Origin of the sequence: Mycobacterium sp. SMC-17, from assembly GCF_045310915.1 — a bacterium.
Classification (GTDB): domain Bacteria; phylum Actinomycetota; class Actinomycetes; order Mycobacteriales; family Mycobacteriaceae; genus Mycobacterium.
Genome location: NZ_JBJIAK010000002.1, coordinates 214,011 through 232,087 on the forward strand (window position 1 = coordinate 214,011; position 18,077 = coordinate 232,087).

Here is an 18,077-nt window from a genome sequence, read left to right on the forward strand (position 1 = left end):
TTGAGACACCTTTGAGCACCCTTCTACGTGATGTCATCGACATCCCCGAACGCGTCGGCAGCGACGATTACGTACTGCGCCTCACCGACAGCACCGACGACGACCAGCATGTGGCCGCCACCGTCGAGCAGTACGTCCTCACCAACTCGTTGCGGGACAACTTCGTCCAGGCCATCGACCTGGTGGCTGATGCGTTGGGCCGCAACACCTCCCGGGCCGCGTACCTGACCGGATCGTTCGGCTCCGGTAAGAGCCACTTCATGGCTGTGCTGTACGCGCTGCTCGGTAACCACGCGGCCGTCCGTGTTCCGAAATTCCAGGAACTCACCGGGCATTACGACGGCACCCTGGCCGGCAAGAAACTGCTGCGCCTGACGTACCACTTGCTCGGCGCCAAATCGTTGGAGCAGGCCGTGCTGCGCGGCTACGTCGAACAGATCACCCGACTGCATCCCGGAGCCCCGCTACCCGCGGTGCACGTCTCCGACACGCTGCTCGCCGATGCCGAGAACCTGCGCGGCAGGATGGGTGACGACGAGTTTCTGGCCGGTCTGGGCGGGAGCAGTGGCAGCACCGGTGGTTGGGGCGGGCTGCTCGGCGCCGGCTGGGACCTGCCGCGCTACCAGGCCGCACTGGGCGCCGGTCCGGAGGATTCTGAACGGCGCGAACTGGTTTCGGCGCTGGCGGGCAGTTACTTCAGCTCCTTCACCGCGACCGCCGACTACATCGACCTGGACCGCGGCCTGGTCGTCATCTCCGAGCACGCCAAAGCTCTCGGCTATGACGGCGTGGTGCTGTTCCTCGACGAACTGGTGCTGTGGTTGGCGTTCTCGGTGCGCGACACCGAATTCTTCGCCCGGGAATCGCAGAAGATCACCAAGCTCGTCGAGTCCTCCGGCCGGCAGCGCGCTATTCCGTTGGTGTCATTCATTTCTCGCCAGATGGACCTGCGCAAGTGGTTCGCTGATGCGGGTGCCTCGGGCGCCGAGCAGGAGGCCTTGGATCGGGCGTTCCAGTACCAGCAGGGCCGGTTCGCCGAGATCGAAATGGGTGACGACAACCTGGCCGAGGTTGCCAAGGCCCGGCTGCTCAAGCCGAAAGATGAAGCTGCCCAGGCCATTTTGGATCAGGCGTTCAAGGACCTGACGCGCCGCCCCGAGGTGTGGGATGTGCTGCGCGACAGCCTCAACACCGACGACAAACACCGCGGTGCCTCCGAGGCGGAGTTCAAGCTGACCTATCCGTTCTCCCCGGTGCTGGTTTCGACCCTGCGCAATCTGTCCTCGGTGATGCAGCGCGAACGCACCGCGCTGAAGGTCATGCAGCGCATGCTGGTCGACCGCCGCGACACCTTGACGGTCGATGATCTGGTTCCGGTCGGCGATGCCTTCGACTACCTGGTCGAGGGCAGCGAGCCGATCGACAAGCATGCCGGCACCATCTTCAAAGCCGCCCACGACCTGTACGAAAACCGGTTGCTGCCTTCCCTGTTGGAGACACACGGGGTCACCCGCGACCAGCTCGCCAGCGACCCCACATCAGTGCCGGGCGGGTTCCGCAGCCAGGAACGCATCGCCAAAACTCTGCTGCTCTCGGCCATCGCCCCCAACGTCCCAGCCCTGCGCGACATCACCGCCGCACGGCTGGCGGCGCTCAATCATGGCTCTATCAAGTCCAAGATCGCCGGCGGTGAAGCACGCGTCGCGCTCGGTGTGGTCCGGGACTGGGCGAACAAACAGGTTCCGGAGATCAGCCTGACCGATGGCGCCAACCCGGTGATCCGGGTGCAGCTGGCCGAGGTGGACTACCAGTCGATCCTGGATCGCGTCCGCGGCGAAGACAATTCGGGTCGACGTCGGGTACTACTGCGCACCCTGGTGCACAAGGCGCTTGGCGTTACCAGCGCCCCAGACCTGGGTGGTGCAGCCACCCGCACCATCATCTGGCGAGGTTCCCGCCGCGAGGTCGACGTGGTGTTCGGCAACGTCCGGGACGCCAACTCGCTACCCGAACTGGCCTTCGAAAACCGGGACGGGGTGTGGCGGGTCGTAGTCGACTATCCGTTCGACGAAGCTGGACACACCAGCGCCGATGACCGCAACCGCGTTGACCGCCTACTGTCCAACGGGCCCAGCCGCGAAACCATCGTGTGGCTGCCGTACTTCTTCACCGATGCGGCGATGGAAGACCTTGCCCTGCTGGTCAAGCTGGATTGGCTGTTCACCGACACCAGTGGCGATCGCTGGAATGAGAACTCCAATCACCTCGGCGCCACCGAGCAGGCCCAAGCCCGCGGCATTCTGGAGAACCTCTTGAGCGGCACCATGACCAGCTTCCAGAACCTCCTCAAACAGGCCTACGGGATCGAACCGGCGGATGCCAAGCGCATCAGCGCCGAATCGCAGCAATTCGACGTGCTGACATCGCTGAGCCGCGACTTCCAGCCCAAGATGCCGCCGGCCGCCAGCCTGGAAGATGCCTTCACCAAGATCGTCGACCAAGCGTACGGGGCCACGTACCCGAGCCATCCGCTGTTCGAGCCGGAGGCCGAAGAACTCACCGCCCGCAACTTCGAGACCGTCCGCGATTACGTCGAGCAGGCCAGCACCCACCGAGACGCTCGGGTGCCGACTAATGCGGGCGATCGAAAGGTGTTGCGCCGCATCGCTGGACCGCTGCAAGTCGGCAAAGCCACCGAAGATCATTTCCTGTTCTCCGAAACCTCGTTCACGTTCTGGGCTCAGGAACTGGACCGCGCCGCAGCGGCAGCCACCCCGGTGACCGTCGGGGCGCTGCAGAGGCACATCAACGACCTGTCTCCGCGCTGGGGTCTGCGCTCCGAAGCCCGTGATCTGGTCCTGAGTGCATGGGCACTGCTGCGCAAGCGCGCCTGGTTCGAGGCCGGAAGTGCCATCACCGCACCCGCATTGGGTCGCATGCGGCCGAACATCGAGTTGCGCGCCGAGGAGCTTCCTGCCCAGCAGGCCTGGGATTCCGCTCGGATCAAAGCGTCGAAACTATTCGGCTACACCAGTCCCCGCAGCTATCTGACGGGGGCCAACGTCGCCGAGTTCGCCGACCAGGTACGCGCCAGAGCTGCCAACAGCATCAGTGAGGTGAATCACCTGATTGACCAACTCAAATCTGCCCATCACCAACTGGAATTCGCTCCCGGCGACGGCGACCGTCTGACCACAGCCCTTGCCCTGCGCACCTTTATCGAAACTCTGTCCAGTACCTCGGGCAATGTTGCAGCCATCACCACGATGGCCGACGTGTCATTACCTGTCGGATTGGAGACTGCGGGACAGATTCTGGCCGACGCCGACCGCGACCACCGCGCACAGCGAGCCTTCAAGTGGGACCTGCTGCGCAAACTCAAGACCGGCACCGAACGGGCCGGCGAAGCCGGCGACAGCGCCCGCGCCATCTGGTCAGCACTGCAGAACGCAATCTCGGTTCCTGGCCGGTCGCTGTCCGATGAATTGTCCTCTGGTTTGGACAAGCTCGTCACCTGGGTAGTGCAAGACGAACCGGTGACGCCGCCACCCCCACCTCCCGGACCGACGCGCTCCGAGGTGGTGCTCAACAGTCCCGCTGACCTTTCCGGCCTGCAAGAGCAGTTGACGACGGCCCTCGCTGAGCCCGGCAAGACCGTTCACGTGCATTGGTGGGTGGAATGACCACCTTGGTCGCCACAGCCCCGATCATCCGGGCCCGGCTGAGGAAGGCGACGGCAAAGAACCACCGCCGCGGGGTGCTCGGACTGCGGGCCCAACCCCATTGGGATGGCGCTGATTTCGAGCATGAGGGCGTGCGCGTAACAGTGGTCGCATGCCCCTCGGTATTGGCCATCTGGGAGGCGATCGATAGCCGCAAGGCCGAGGAATGGACCGTCGTGCTCACCAATGTCGATGACGACGAACTGGGTGACACCGTGCTGGCGCATCTGCTCGATGGCCGGCTGATTACCCCGGATCCGTGGGATGCGTTGCGTAGCAACTTCTCTGCGTCGACCATCGAGCCCGCACTGTACCGCGGGCCGAATGACCGGGCAGTCGCCAACGGACTGTTGGCCGTACTGTCGTCGTACACCCCGGCACCAGGCGGGGTATTGACTCGCGACCACGCCATGGCGGCTGTCGCACGCGATGTACTGGGCGTCGTGAAGGGCGCCGACGTCGAGGTCGATACCTTCGCGGTGCTGGAGTGGAGCCGCTCATCCCAAGCCGCCGCCAATCTGACCGAATTGCGCGTCCATGCGGAGCTGGCGTCGGTGGTCAGCGCCTGGCTGGCCGAACGGGCCGGCAAGCTCGCCGGGCCGGTGACAGCGTTACTGAAGGCCGACCGCTTGGCGGATCTGGTGCCTCTCGGCGTGGTCTCAGGCCTGTTCTGCCAACCCGACAACGCCGACTCTGTGGCACTCGGGAGGTTCCTCGGGCGCTACGAGTTGACCGGCGACGGACTTGAAGATTGGTACAGCCATGCCCGCGGATTGGTCACCACCTCGCTGGCACCAGACCAACAACAACTGGTGTTGCAGAGCGCAGCGGCGATCGTCAATGATCTCGGAATCACCTCTGCCGCAGCATCATCGGATCTGCTGCCGCATGGGCTCGAGTCCCGCATCGGTGCCCTGGCCGACGCGGTCACGGGCTCTGGGCTTTCCGCGGTCGAAGCATGCTGGACCGAAGTAGGCAAGCATTTTCTGGCGGCGGGCTCCCCCACCGTCGACGCGTTTGCCGGTGCGGTGCGATTGGTGCGCTGGCTCAACATTGCGGCTCCCGCGGGCAACGGGCTCGCCCACGCAACCGAACTTTACGTCAGCATCGATTCCTGGGTCGACGCTGCATTGTTGAAGGCACGCCGCGGTTCCGAAAACCCCATCGCCGCAGCCGCTTTACGCACCGTCATCGACACCACGCTGGCGCGTCGTGCCCAATCCGACCGGGTGTTCGCGGCCGCACTGGCCGACGCCCCACAACCCGCAGTGCCGCGGATCGAGAACGTCCTGCGCGCGAATGTGGTGCCCATCGCCCGACAGGCGCCGACGCTGCTGCTGGTGATCGACGCGTTGTCGATGGCCGCCGCCAATGAGCTCGTTGCCACTATGCAGCAGGACGGCTGGACCGAGGTGTCCGCCGGTACCGGATCGCAACGCGCCAGTGCGCTGGCCGTCCTGCCCACTTTGACCCAGCGCAGCCGTTGCTCGCTGCTGTGCGGAGAGTTGCGCGAAGGCCCCGATACTGTGGAGCGGTCCGGGTTTCTGGCTCTGCTCAAGGAGACTGGGCTGGAAGCCACCGGTGGAGTGGCTGATCCGATTTTCCACAAGAAGGCCCTCGACGCGATCCCCAGCGGCGCATCGCTGGCAACCGATGTCAACAACGCCATCGCGGACATCGAACACCAGCCGTTGGTGGCTGCTGTCTTGAACTACGTCGACGACACCCTGCACCACACCGACCCCGGCGGCACTGATTGGACGATACGGACCATTACCCACCTACGAGCACTGCTGCACGCGGCGAAGAGCGCCGGCCGGGCCGTGGTCATCACGTCCGACCACGGCCACATCATCGAATACGGCACCAGTGCCAAAGTTGAGCGCGCCAATACATATGGCCAACGCGCGCACGGTGATTTCGCCGCTGCTGATCCTGAGCGTGAGGTGGTGGTCGAAGGGCCGCGGGTCCTCACGAGCGATCACCGCGTCGTTCTGGCGGTCGACGAAACCATCCGCTACGGAGCCCGCAACGCCGGATATCACGGTGGCGCAACCCCGGCCGAGGCCATCGTGCCGGTGCTGGCCTTCGTGCCCGGCGTCGCTGAGTGGGCCACTCCGGTCGTCGGGGCCGAACCCTCTTGGTGGCATGCAGGCGTTGTGCATCCGACGCTGAAGACTGCGACGGCACCGAGCCTGTTCGATACCGAGAACACCCCGAGTCCGCTGCCCGAGAAGGTGATTCGCAGCAAGGTCTTCGAGGCACAGCTCAATTTGGCCGGCCGTGTGGTGGTCAAACGCGAGCAGATCAAGGCACTGCTGGCTGTGTTGCTCGATGCCCACGAAATCACCGCCGCGCAGGCCGCCACCGCCCTTGGCGTCGCAACCGCCAGCGTCAACGGCGCGCTGATGCAGACGAAACGCATCCTCGATGTCGAAGGTTACGAGGTGCTGAGGGTCAGTCGTGGAGTAGTCAGCTTGGATGTCGCCGCGCTCACCGAACAGTTCAGGGTGCGCGCATGACATCGCCGGTGTCCGCACGCCGGCGCCGCGAGATCCTCGACGCGCTGCGCCGCGGCACCGTCCCCTCCAATGGACTGGACCAATTGGCTGTCGGTCTCGGTCGATTCGAGACCGAACTGGACAATGAACTGGACGTCGTCGCTGCCGGCGGTGCCATGTTCAAAGCGGTTCGCGGTGAATATGGCTCAGGTAAAACCTTTTTCGCACGGTGGCTCGGCGATCGAGCGATGAAGAAGGGCTTCGCCGTCGCCGAGGTGCAGATCAACGAGATCGACACCCCACTGCACAAACTGGAAACCGTTTACCGCAGGTGTATCGAGTCGCTGCGCACGGCCTCGATCCAGCCCAGCGCACTGCGCCCTATCCTCGATGCCTGGCTGTTCACCATCGAAGATGACGCAGCGCAGCAGGGTGTCGATGTCGATGTGCTGCTTGAGCGGAGGCTGGCCGACGTCGCGACGCGGGCGCCTGTGTTCCCGTTGGCCATTCGCGCGTACCGGCGGTTCGTCGCCGAGGGTGATCATGACGGCGCCGACGCCCTGGTGGCCTGGCTCGGTGGGCAACCGCATATCGCGGCGTCGGTGAAGCGCCGTGCCGGAATCAAGGGCGACCTCGACCATTACCTGGCTTTGGGCTTCCTGCGCGGACTGTTGGCTATCCTGGCCGACGCCGGTAACCCTGGCTTATTACTGGTGCTCGATGAAGTCGAAACGCTGCAGCGAATTCGTAGCGATGCACGGGCCAAAGCGTTGAATGCATTGCGGCAGTTGATCGATGAAGTACACGACGGGCACTTCCCGGGGCTGTACCTACTGATCACCGGCACCCCGGCATTCTTCGAAGGCCGCCAAGGCATTCCATTATTGCCGCCCCTGGCCGACCGGCTGCACACCGAGTTCGCCAAGGACCCCCGCTTCGATAACCCGCGAGCACCACAACTGCGGCTGAGCGGGTTTGATCAAGCCCGGTTGATAGAGCTCGGTGGCCGGGTCCGCGATTTGTATGTCAGCGGGCTGGACGACGCCGCGCGAGTCTCGGCTGTGGCCTCAGACGATTTCGTCGCGCAGTTCGCCACAGCGGTCGCTGGACAACTCGGCGGCAAGGTCGGCATCGCCCCACGGCTGTTCCTGCGGAAGCTTGTGGACGTGCTGGACAAGATCGAACAGTTCCGCGACTTCGACCCGTACGAAGACTACGAAGTCTTCATCGCACCTGCGGAGTTGTCCGACGCCGAGCGGGCCGCGCTGGTCGCCGACGACATCCCGCTCGACCTGTGACCGAACCGTTCGACCTGTTGCACCCCGGGGTGCAGTATCACATCGCAAACACCTTGCGCTGGGACGGGCTTCGTCCCACCCAGGCCGCTGCCGTCGAACCCATCCTGTCCGGCGGGGATGCCTTGGTATTGGCCCCCACTGCGGGTGGAAAAACCGAAGCCGCGATGTTCCCGGTGCTGTCGCGGATGGCGACCGAGGACTGGCAAGGGGTTTCGGTCCTCTATATCTGCCCACTGCGGGCGCTGCTGAATAACTTGCAGCCCCGCGTTGACGGCTATTGTCGCTGGCTGGGCCGCTCGGCCGCGGTCTGGCACGGTGATGTGAGTCAGAGCCAGCGCCAACGGATTCTGGTCGAACGTCCCGATGTTCTGCTGACCACGCCTGAATCCATCGAATCAATGCTGGTGTCTACCAAGGTCGATCCGCGGATGTTGTTCGCCGGCCTGCAGACGGTGGTGGTCGACGAAATTCATGCCTTCGCCGGCGACGACCGCGGCTGGCATCTATTGGCGGTGTTGGAGCGGCTGTGTCGCATCGCCGGGCGGAAACTGCAACGCATCGGGTTGTCGGCGACTGTCGGTAATCCTGATCAGCTGTTGGCGTGGCTGCAGGGCGGATTCCGGTCCCAGGCCTGCTCGGTTGTTGCACCCGCAGCGCCCCCAACCGCCGTTCAACCCGAAATCACCGTCGATTTCGTCGGCTCAATCAGTAACGCCGCCACAGTGATTGCGTCGCTTCATCACGGCGAGAAGCGACTGGTGTTCGTCGATAGCCGTCGTCAGGCCGAAGAGCTCGGGGCTGCCTTGCGCGGCCACGGGATCGAAACCTACCTATCTCATTCGTCGCTGTCGGCAGCTGAGCGCCGGCGTTCCGAAGAAGCCTTCGCCGAGGCCCGCGACACCGTCATTGTCGCGACCTCGACGCTGGAACTCGGTATCGACGTGGGCGATCTGGACCGCGTCATCCAGATCGGGTCGACGCGTACCGTCGCGTCGTTTCTGCAGCGACTCGGACGAACTGGGCGACGGGCTGGCACTGTGCGCAACTGCCTGTTCCTCGCAATCGATGACGAAAGCGTGCTCCTTGCGGCCGGCATGCTCAAGCGTTGGTCCGACGGATGGGTGGAACCCATTGCGCCACCGCCACATCCCCGGCACATCGCGGCGCAGCAGCTGATGGCATTGTGTCTGCAAGAGCATCGGCTCGCTCTCGGCGAGTGGGCTCAGTGGTGGGGCGATCTGCCGGTCTTCGACTCGGCCGCGCCCCAGATCGTGGATCACCTTGTCGCCGAAGGTTTTTTCGAGCTCGATGGACCATTCCTCCACATCGGACCCGAGGCCGAGCGCCGATTCGGCCGACGGTACTTCTCCGACCTGACCGCGGTATTCACTGCGCCACCGGAATTCGTGGTCCTGGCCGGTCGGATCGAGGTCGGGACGATTGGCACCGACCTCCTGACCGAGCAGACCGAGGGGCCACGCGCGCTACTCCTGGCCGGACGGTCGTGGACGGTCACACACATCGACTGGGAACGACGGCGGTGTTTCGTCGAGCCCGCCAAGGAGGGCGGCAAGGCCAAATGGTCCGGTACCGGTGCCGGTCTGTCCTACGACATTGCCCGCGGCATCCGCTCGGTCCTCCTGGGCTCGTTGCCTGCCGGTGTCACCTTCACCTCGCGCGCAACCAATAGCCTTGCCTCACTGCGTCAAACGTACGGCGGCAACGTGTCGACTGACCGGCTGATCGTCCGACTCCCCGATGGGTCCCAGGGCCGCTGGTGGACCTGGGCGGGCACCGCAGCCAACCGAACATTGCAGGCCTCCCTGCCTGACCTCGTCGACCCACGACAGCGGATCGACGAAAAGTCCATACGACTGTTGCCCTATGTGAGCGCCGAACGTTTCGCGGCGGCGTTGGCCACTGTCGAGTGGACCGACCCACCTGTCGACGAAGCAGCACTCCGCGGGCTCAAATTCTCTGCGGCGCTACCTCGTGGATTGGCCATGCACACCGTCGGAGCCAGACTCGGCGATGTGCAATCTGCAATGGACGTAGTCAACGGTCCGAGGATGATTGTCCGGTGAGGTCACGTCTCCACCAACAAAGCCCTACGGCATTTCGCCATCCGCCGCCTATGCAGGCCCGCGTCGTGTTAGCAGTTCGGGATTGCATGTAACCGCTCGTCGCGCCATAGTGGTCCGGTGCTGATTCACATCCTCCGCGGGAAGGGCGTTCCCGCCTCCGCGTGACTGCCGACGGCGGCGCTATGCCGCTGGATATTCGGACCCGAGCAGAACTCCGGCAACAACGCCGCCGACGACCGCACAGCTGCTGGAATCACTTGATCGCCGCGCCGCTGTGGCCCAAATACGGCGTCAACCTCGGTACCTTGCTACGGACCTGCGACGCCGTCGGCGCCTGCCTTGCCGTCCCGCACTTGCCGTGGGTGCCGGACGCGCTCAAGCAGGGCGACACGCTCCGCCGCCGCCCGTGCATCCATTGGATATACGGCGACGTCGGTCGCTGGCTCGGACGGCAACGCGGAGGCGGGTCCAACATCGTCGGGGTCGAGCTGACTCACCAGTCGATCCGACTGGCGGACCTGCCCACCGCTCGTGGCCGCACAGTCATCGTCCTCGGCAACGAAAGCAACGGCATCCCTGAAGAAGCAATGCGCCACGTCGACGTCGCAGTCGAAATCCCGATGATCGGCAGTGGGCACAGTCTCAATGTCGCCGTCGCCGGATCCCTCGTGCTGTACAAGGTCGCCGGACTGATCTGAATCGACGTCGTCATCGACGACGGCGCTTCTGCCGATCGTGACACTCTGAGCATCAACATCATTCGGTCGATTTCGGATGCCCCGGACCGCCCACTCAGCCTCGAACCGCCGGCGGCGGAACCTGCCCCAAATCTTCGTCGCTCGGCGCCGACAAGACGGCAACCAGTTCAGGATCAGCCAGTACCTCTGCCGTGTGCCGCCATGCGTCGATCACCTGTGCGACCGGCGCTGGATTGTCGATGGATTCGGCGGCCCTCATTGTCGAGACCAATTCGACGGCGAACTGGCGAAGCTCGTCGCGAGACAGAAACTCCACCCACGGGAAAACGTCTGGCACGACGTCGGTGACAAGCTCGCGAACCTGGGGGCGCGCTGCATCAATGCAACGAACAACCGCGACGTGACCGACGAGGCCTCCCGTGCCTGTGCAGCCCGTGACGCGGTGGTTAGCGCGAGGTCCTCGGCATCCCTACGACGGACAACCAAGACGCGGCTGGTCGATCTCCTCAGCCAGTCCTCGACAGTGGCCTTGCCACGGAGCTGCAGATCGGCCGACGAAACCGGTTGACACCAACCTGCTTCCCATCGTTCAGCGAACAGTGAAGGATTCGAGCGCAGGTACACAACCGTTGGTGTATCTTTGGTGTATGACCCGCACAAACATCGACATCGACGACCATGCGTGCGAGGTCGTCATGCGAAGGTTCCATTTGACCAGCAAGCGAGACGCGGTGAACTTCGCGTTGCGCAATCTCGCCCAGGAAGCATTGGACCTCAAAGCGGCCCGAGAACTCCGCGGGTCCGGATGGGACGCCGATCTCGATGAATTGCGCAGCGACCGCGTCCGATGATCCTCGTTGACACGTCAGCCTGGATCGAGTTTCTAAGGAACACCGGGAGCGGTGTGTGCGTGCGAGTCGACGAGCTACTCGCCGAGCCGATCGCGATCTGCGCTCCCGTCCAGATGGAAATCCTCGCCGGGGCCCGAAACGACCGCCACCTCAAGGATCTTCGTGGCCTGTTGGCACGCGCACAAACTCTACCGACATCCCCCACTGACTATGAAGACGCCGCAACCATTTACCGCGTCTGTCGGCGTCGCGGTGAAACCGTACGCAGGCTGATCGACTGCCTCATCGCCGCGCACGCCATACGCGAACAGATTCCAATCCTGCACTCCGACGGCGACTTCGACGCAATTGCGCGGCATACATCACTACAGCTGGATACCTCACCGCGGCCGGACTGACCCAGCCGCCATCAACAACTCCACCGCGGCGCCAATCGGAATGCGCTCCTGCTCCAGGCGAATGCCATCGCGACTCAACAAATCGAGTGCTGCGCGCTCCCTCTCGGTCAGCCACGCCGTATCTACCGAGCCGCTCGCGCGGTGTGGCACAACCAGACTGCGCCACCTCTCCACGCTGGCTTGATCCATCAGCAGGCTCTCGCAAGGACATTGAGCGCGAAAACGGGCCAGTATGTCGAACCCGTCCGTGTCCAGATCGCCCCAATACACGACACGCGGCGCATTCCGAACCCACGGGAATCCGGCCACCGCGGTGGCATGGTCGCCCCAGCCGAACACCGCGATCGTGCCGGGCACGTCAGGCAGCGCTTCGAGGGTCTGCAAGTTCTCGACAACCAGGACCTGCGATGCCGCAAAATCAAGCCCCGCCAGCTCACCATCCGGGGCGGCAAAGATACGTGGAAGACCTCGCCGCAGTGCGGGGTCAGCAATGACAACCGCCCGCAGTAGTTCACGCTCCCGCAGTCCCAGATGCTCAGGCACACCGAGCGGCACCGCTAGCGCCGTCACCGCAGTGCGGTGTGTACCCAGCCATTTGGTGTCGACACCGGGAATCGGAAGCTGACGGATCAGCAGGCCGGAGTCCGGATTCTGACGTAACCAGCGAACCGTAGCCAGGAGCCGGTCGAAGTCGTTGTCGGCCAAGGAATTCCAGTACCGGAACGTCTCGACCAGGACCGCCGACCATTGCGGCCCATCATCGAGCGCCTGGAGCTGCGCGCGGCGCTGTTGCAGAGACTGCCAGCGTCGGGTCTCACCTGCAGCCGCGACAATCGCATCCGCACCCTCGATGGTCACCACGACCGGTAGCAGTTGCCTACCAAGGCTGGGCCACCGCCGCTCCTCCCAGCGGACATCGAGGCGCGAGTCTTGCCAGGCATGGACCCAGTTCTCGACGACCGCACGCTGGGCCGCGACGGCCGCCTCGCTCGGGCTACCCAGTCTTATTGTCAACGCATCGACGGAAGCACCGAACAACCACGATTTGAGATGGCGGTCCACCGTCCGTCGTGCCCGCGCCACGACGTCCTTGGGCAGCACGAGTTTTTGTGGCTCAGCCATCAGCCGCCTCACCGATGGATGCGACCCCCAACCGGGATGCCTTCGAATCTCGGATCGACACAGTGGCTACCCCGCCGACGTAGTCCTGCAGTGTCTTGATCATCTTCAGTGGTGTGGCGAGCACAAGGTGAAAACCGAACTGATCGAACACATCTGCCGCACGGCGGGTGTATTCAGGATCCGACCGGTCGAATGCCTCGTCGAGGACCACCGTGCCGTACTTGGGCACGTCGGCATCCGACCCGACGAGCTGGTACCGAAGGGCCGCGGCCAGACAGAAGAACACCAACTTCTGCGCCTGCCCACCGGACAGCGCGTCCGAAGAATCGTGGTGGTTGACCGCCGTGCCCTCGGCATCCATCTCGATACCGACGAACGTGACGTGGCGCCGCGTGTCCAAACACCGATTGCGCCACACCACATCACCAGGATCGGACGATCCGAGCCGCCCGAGCAGTTCCCGCATCCGCTCGAATCGTTGCTCCTGAGCCTGTCGATCGTCAGCAAGCAACGACCCCTCCTGCACGCGTGCGATAGCCGCGAGAAACTCCGTCACGTCCGGATGCAGGGAGTCGCGGACGTCGATCTTCAGGAACCGGCCACGGTCGAATTCCGAGTGTGCCAGTGACGAATTGACCTCATCGATCCGGCGACGGATCTCGCCGGGCGCGCGCCGGATTCGGAGCGCGAGCGTGCCGAGGTTCTGATTCGACTGCCGATCATTGAGATCGAAGAATCGATTTTCCACGCTGGGCAGGTCATCAGCGCGCAGCCGGCGCAGGAATGCCACGGCATCGTCGGCGTATCCGTGCTCTGCAGCGAGTTCGGGGTGTGGCCAGCGGTTGAGGTACTGCTGCAGCACAGTCTCGATAGCGTGTTGCGCCTGCAGCAGCTTCTTCTCGGCTGCCGAGTATTCGCCCCGAATCTGGTTCGCCACAGCCCGTTCGGCAGCGGGAAAGCCGTTGAGTCGCAGCGGTGCACGCTTGCCATCGTCGAAACGGGCGCGATAGCGCTCGGTCAGTTCGGGAGACGGCTCGTCGCTGGCCGCCGCTGTGCGTTGAAGGTCGTCGATGCGGGATGCGACATTCTGTGCGTGCTGGCGCGCTGAGTACAACGCCTCGTGCGCGTCGTCGTACGCCTTTTCAGCTCGAGTCGCCTCGCCTCGCGCCGCCACCACGGCAGCTTCCAGGCGGTCGATCTCAGCGTCACCCCGTAGCGCCGCAAGACGTTCACCCACATCGAGACGGTGAGCTTCCGCGGCCAACAGGTCGAGCTCGTCCCATTCGACAGCGACGATCCCTGGAGCTGACTGGACCCGGTCCCGACGCTGTTCGGATTCGGCACGGGCGGCACGCGCGCGACGGTGTGCGGAGCCGGCATCGGATTCAGCCTTGCGCAGGGCGTCGCGCAGGGCCTGGAGCTTGCTGTCATTGCTGGTGCCGAGCACGTAGTGCCGTCGGTCGTCGATCGCCGACCGGTCGTCCTTGATATGCCGGTCGCCGTCGCGGGTCTGTCCGGCGCGGGTCACGGCGCGGTGGTGCCGGCCCAGTTCTCGCGCGTCGGCAACACGGCGGTAGTCGAATCGGGATACGAGTTCGAAATGCAGCCAGTGCTGCCATGGCCCCTCGGCGATCTGGAGCACATTCACGATCGAATCGGCATCGACAGCCGAAATCCGGTGTGTGCGATGCACATCCACGCGCCGCCACACCAGCCGCGTACCCAGATGGGCAGCATCGACGGCAGCGGCGACATCAGCGGCGTGCTCGTCGGCGACCAGCATTGTGCGGCCCAGCCCGCCGAGCACCCGCTCGGCGGCGCCCGCCCAATTCGCATCGATGACGTCGATCAACTCGCCGGCGAACGGCAACGATCGCGCCGGCAGCCCGGTCGCGCGCATGACCAGCTCACGAGCCGCCAGCAGCTTGTGGTCCAGGTTCGACTTCTGCCCGGCGAGCGAAGAGATCTGCTGTTTGAGGTCGGTAACCTGTTCGTCGGCGCGCGCGGCAGCGAGGATCAGGGCGCTGTGGGCGGCGTCGTGCGCACCGGCTCCAGCCTCTAGTTCAGCTGCCTCCCTTGCGATCTGCGAGCACATGGTGGCGAAGCCTTCGGCGGTATCGGGAACGGTCGTGTCCCAGGACCGCAAAGCCACACCTAATCGGGCGCGCTGCGTGACCACCCGACGGACCGCTTCGTCGGCGCTATCCAGGGCATCGGTGAGCTCACGCAGGGACTGATTTCCGTCACGCGCACGCTCGGCGTCCTTCAGCGCGGTGGCAGCACGATGACGGGCCGCACTCGCGTGTTCGTCACGCGTGACGGCGTCAGCGAGCGCGGCCTCAGCGTCGGCGTGCCAACCCTGCGCCAGGTGCAGCTCGAAGCGCGCGGCGAGGCCGTCGAGCGCTGTCTGCTCCTCCCCGAGTTCCTGAGTCCGTTGCGCCTCTCGGTCCCGCGTTTCGGTCCACTCCTCCAGCGGTGTCAGTGCGGCGATCTGCTCACGCGTCTGCACGACCCTGCGATGCGCCTCGTCGAGGTCGGCGAAGAACTCGACGGCGCGACGAGCTTCGGCAAAAGTGTCGGGTTCGTCGAGCATGTAGTCGCGGAACAGCCGGTCGAGGCTGTCGAGCCCTTTGGCAGACATCGCCCGGTGCAGCAACAGTTGCGCGTTCTCGTCGGCGATTCCCAACCGGGCACGGAGCCGCTGACCAAACTGGGGGTAGCTCTTGTTGTAGAGAACATCGGGCCAGCGCTTCTTCAACCCGCGGACGTCGATGCCGTCAGACACCACGTGTCTGAGTTCGGTGATGTCCAGGTCGTGGTCGAAAAGCAGGAACGCGCGGCCCGATTCGCCAAGATCATTGCTGCCGCGTTTGAGGTGGAACAGCGCGACCAAGGTGGTGACGGTATCCCCATCAGGATCGGCAGTGGCCATCGTCAACCCGACGGCGCTCCAGGTCGCACCTTCCCGCAGGTAGCGCGACCGCAATTCGCGGGTGTCCGTGTCGGATCCGCGCGCATACGCACCTCGGATATAGGAGGCCACGGTGCGGCCGCGGCCCTGCGCGGCCGCATTGAAACTGAGCTTCGTCGGGGGCACCAACACCGTGGAGATCGCGTCCAACAACGTGGACTTACCCGAGCCCGAGGGACCGGTGATCAGGAAGCCCCGGCGCGCCACGGACAGGTCGTGATAGCCGTCATAGGTGCCCCAATTGAACAGCTGAACACGTGCCAGGCGGTGCTGACCATGCCGGAACACGTCCTCACTCATCGTCGGCCTCGGTATCGGAGTCCTGGTCGCTACCGGCGTCCAAGAGCCGCTGGTACTCCGCCTCGACCAGGGCAACCTCGTCCGCGTCGAACAACTGACGGAGCACGGGCGATACTTCGAACCGGCCCGCGGTGTCAGCGGCGGCGATCAGCGAGTACTTCTTCATCTTTTCCCATGACGCGTTGATCCGCTTCCGGAAGCCGCCCGCATCGGTGGTGTAGCGCCCGCGGTAGGGCTCCATGTCGGCGGCGATGTCGTCGTAATCGACGATCACCCGTTGTCCAGGCGGTGCCACGAGCAACTGGTAGCGCAACGCGAGTACCACCAGCGTGTCCATGAAGGTCAGCGTCTCTGTCCGAAGTACCTGCGGTGGAGCGAATTTGGGGTCATCGGGTGCGGGCTGCGGCCGGGTGAACGCGATGCCGTCGTCCTCGTCGAGGACGAGGTCGAGGAACACGTCGGCCAGTCGGCGTTCGATTTCGCTGCGGTGGGCGAGAATTGCCGACCATTGCTGTCGATGCGCATCATGCGTCACCACCGGACCGCGGAGCAGTTGGACCAGCGCACGCTTTGCCTCGAACGGAAAGGTCTCTTCGGGATTCACCGGTGATCCTCGAATGCATCGGGGCTGAAGGTGATGGTCGGAAGCACAACGGTGCGTCGGTCCATGGCGACCCGTTCGCTGGTGTCGGCGGAGACGGCACCGTGCTCAGCGCCGAGAACCATCAGGCCGACGATGCTGGCGAGGCCCTGGGTGGCAGGGAACTCGGCCAGGACCTGCCCTGCGGTGACCGGTCCAGCCGACCGGCTGAGGCTGGCGACGATGTTGCTGCGGAGTTCCTCGAAATCGATGTCGGATTCATGTGCCTGCGCAGCGAGTTCGGCGAAGTCGACCTCGTCGGTGTCATGCCGATCGAACTCCGTAGGCACCCGGCCTTCGCCCGGGTTGTGCAGCTTGAGGGCGGCGATCGAACGAACCTGCATGCCAATTCTGGTGAGTTCCAAGTTCATTGACTTCTCGGGTCGGTGCTGTGCACTCACTCGCACAGCCAGCGACTGGCAGCGCTGAATCAGTTGGCGGAGCCGCCGATGTTCTTCGTATTGGCGCGAGAGCACGAAATGTCGCAGCGATCGCGATAGCAGGATCATGGTCTGGCGTACCGTGGCTGCTTCGTTCTCCAGCCGGGTGAGGAGAGTGCTCAGGTCCGTACGCGTCTGAGGGGTCAACTCGGCTGCGAAGTCCCGTGACAGGATGGCGGTGATCGCTTCCTGAAGACGGGTCGACTGTTCGGCATCGAGGATCACGTCGTAGAAGCCGTTCACGGAACGTCCGGCTTCTGAGTCCGCCAACAGATCAACCCCGCGAAAAACGTTGCTCAACGTCGCACCGCCCTCAGCGGTGTCGTCAAGGATTTTGGCCCGGAGGTCCCGGCTCAATTCTTCGATGGTCGACCGCACCCGGGCGAAATCCACGGGTATCTCCTGCGCCAGGCCGAGCGTCTCGGCGACCCGCTCCTTTGCCGTCTCCGCGTCGAGCACAGCGAACTCGCCGCGTTCGACTTCTTCAATGCGCTGCTCGACGGCCTTGCGTTCGGACTGCAGCAGTGCCAGCCGCGATGCCGAAACCGGGTCTGAATCACGTTGCAGTGCAATGAGGTTAGCGGCAATCGACCCCAGCCGTGACGCCGACGCGGCGCGCTGCGGCGCATCGATTCCGTTCACCACTGCGGCAGCGTTCAATGCTGCCGCCGATGGCACCAACGTTTCGGTCCCCCGCGTCTGGCCGGGACGCCGGACCAAGTAGCCGTCGTGCACCCATGCGGCGACGTATCCTGTTGCCGTCGATTCGAATTCAGCTCCGGTCTCGCGGAGGAGTTCGAGATCATGATCGAGTTCGGCTACCACCTCGGCCGCCGGGCGTATACGACGTTCCGGCGGAAAGTAGTCCTGGACCACGGCGATGATGAGCCCGGCGTTTCGGGCCCTCAGCAGCGACCATTCCGGCGCCTCCTGCTGTAGACGCCGGAAGCGCAGGACCGCGGACGTTATCGCCACGCTGCGAGACTAGCCGGAAGGGCTGACAAGGCTCTCCACAGTGTCGAGCGCTTCTGCACAGCGCAAACTCAAAAATG

Annotated in this window: 11 protein-coding genes; 7 read left to right on the forward strand and 4 right to left on the reverse strand. The window is 64.4% G+C overall.

Features of this window, described 5'->3' with window-relative positions; translation table 11 throughout:
- The first annotated feature begins 11 nt into the window (after positions 1-11).
- From ACJH7A_RS02325 to ACJH7A_RS02355, 7 genes are all read left to right on the forward strand, one after another.
- Positions 12-3,683 (forward strand): DUF6079 family protein, encoded by a 3,672-nt coding sequence (locus ACJH7A_RS02325; RefSeq protein ID WP_138248772.1) that lies wholly within the window; start codon positions 12-14, stop codon positions 3,681-3,683.
- Positions 3,680-6,244 carry a BREX-2 system phosphatase PglZ gene (gene pglZ, locus ACJH7A_RS02330; protein WP_138248771.1) on the forward strand — a complete coding sequence of 855 codons (2,565 nt, stop codon included), beginning with the start codon at positions 3,680-3,682 and terminating at the stop codon, positions 6,242-6,244. The genes ACJH7A_RS02325 and pglZ overlap by 4 nt, the downstream gene beginning before the upstream one ends.
- The gene (gene brxD, locus ACJH7A_RS02335; protein ID WP_138248770.1) at positions 6,241-7,521 is read left to right on the forward strand and encodes a BREX system ATP-binding protein BrxD; all 1,281 of its coding nucleotides are present in this window, start codon (positions 6,241-6,243) and stop codon (positions 7,519-7,521) included. The genes pglZ and brxD overlap by 4 nt, the downstream gene beginning before the upstream one ends.
- The gene (locus ACJH7A_RS02340) at positions 7,518-9,605 is read left to right on the forward strand and encodes a DEAD/DEAH box helicase (RefSeq protein WP_138248769.1); all 2,088 of its coding nucleotides are present in this window, start codon (positions 7,518-7,520) and stop codon (positions 9,603-9,605) included. Before brxD ends, ACJH7A_RS02340 begins: the two co-directional genes overlap by 4 nt.
- Positions 9,606-9,862: 257 nt before the next feature.
- On the forward strand, positions 9,863-10,303 hold the full coding sequence (locus tag ACJH7A_RS02345) for a TrmH family RNA methyltransferase (RefSeq protein WP_234880611.1): 441 nt from the start codon (positions 9,863-9,865) through the stop codon (positions 10,301-10,303).
- Between the two features lie 647 nt (positions 10,304-10,950).
- Entirely contained in the window at positions 10,951-11,154 is a 204-nt protein-coding gene (locus tag ACJH7A_RS02350; RefSeq protein WP_133425925.1) for a type II toxin-antitoxin system VapB family antitoxin, read from the forward strand.
- Complete coding sequence (locus ACJH7A_RS02355; protein WP_133425924.1) at positions 11,151-11,552, forward strand: PIN domain nuclease; 402 nt, start codon at positions 11,151-11,153, stop codon at positions 11,550-11,552. The genes ACJH7A_RS02350 and ACJH7A_RS02355 overlap by 4 nt, the downstream gene beginning before the upstream one ends.
- On the opposite strand, the gene ACJH7A_RS02360 is transcribed toward ACJH7A_RS02355, so the two are convergent.
- Genes ACJH7A_RS02360 through ACJH7A_RS02375 form a run of 4 tightly spaced genes read right to left on the reverse strand, consistent with a single transcriptional unit; the run spans position 11,535 to position 18,000 of the window.
- Complete coding sequence (locus ACJH7A_RS02360; protein ID WP_138248767.1) at positions 11,535-12,674, reverse strand: DUF3322 domain-containing protein; 1,140 nt, start codon at positions 12,672-12,674, stop codon at positions 11,535-11,537. The two genes, ACJH7A_RS02355 and ACJH7A_RS02360, sit on opposite strands and share 18 nt — an antisense overlap.
- Positions 12,667-15,945 carry an ATP-binding protein gene (locus tag ACJH7A_RS02365; protein WP_061001013.1) on the reverse strand — a complete coding sequence of 1,093 codons (3,279 nt, stop codon included), beginning with the start codon at positions 15,943-15,945 and terminating at the stop codon, positions 12,667-12,669. The genes ACJH7A_RS02360 and ACJH7A_RS02365 overlap by 8 nt, the downstream gene beginning before the upstream one ends.
- A complete protein-coding gene (locus ACJH7A_RS02370) occupies positions 15,938-16,549 on the reverse strand; it encodes a DUF4194 domain-containing protein (RefSeq protein ID WP_234785328.1) in 612 nt (203 codons plus the stop codon). Before ACJH7A_RS02370 ends, ACJH7A_RS02365 begins: the two co-directional genes overlap by 8 nt.
- Complete coding sequence (locus tag ACJH7A_RS02375; protein WP_061001015.1) at positions 16,546-18,000, reverse strand: DUF3375 domain-containing protein; 1,455 nt, start codon at positions 17,998-18,000, stop codon at positions 16,546-16,548. Before ACJH7A_RS02375 ends, ACJH7A_RS02370 begins: the two co-directional genes overlap by 4 nt.
- Positions 18,001-18,077 lie beyond the last annotated feature (77 nt).

Coding starts and splice junctions, on each gene's coding strand:
- pglZ (WP_138248771.1), top strand. CDS start 3,680: ATGACCACCTTGGTCGCCACAGCCCCGATCATCCGGGCCCGGCTGAGG.
- brxD (WP_138248770.1), top strand. CDS start 6,241: ATGACATCGCCGGTGTCCGCACGCCGGCGCCGCGAGATCCTCGACGCG.
- ACJH7A_RS02350 (WP_133425925.1), top strand. CDS start 10,951: ATGACCCGCACAAACATCGACATCGACGACCATGCGTGCGAGGTCGTC.
- ACJH7A_RS02355 (WP_133425924.1), top strand. CDS start 11,151: ATGATCCTCGTTGACACGTCAGCCTGGATCGAGTTTCTAAGGAACACC.
- ACJH7A_RS02360 (WP_138248767.1), bottom strand. CDS start 12,674: ATGGCTGAGCCACAAAAACTCGTGCTGCCCAAGGACGTCGTGGCGCGG.
- ACJH7A_RS02365 (WP_061001013.1), bottom strand. CDS start 15,945: ATGAGTGAGGACGTGTTCCGGCATGGTCAGCACCGCCTGGCACGTGTT.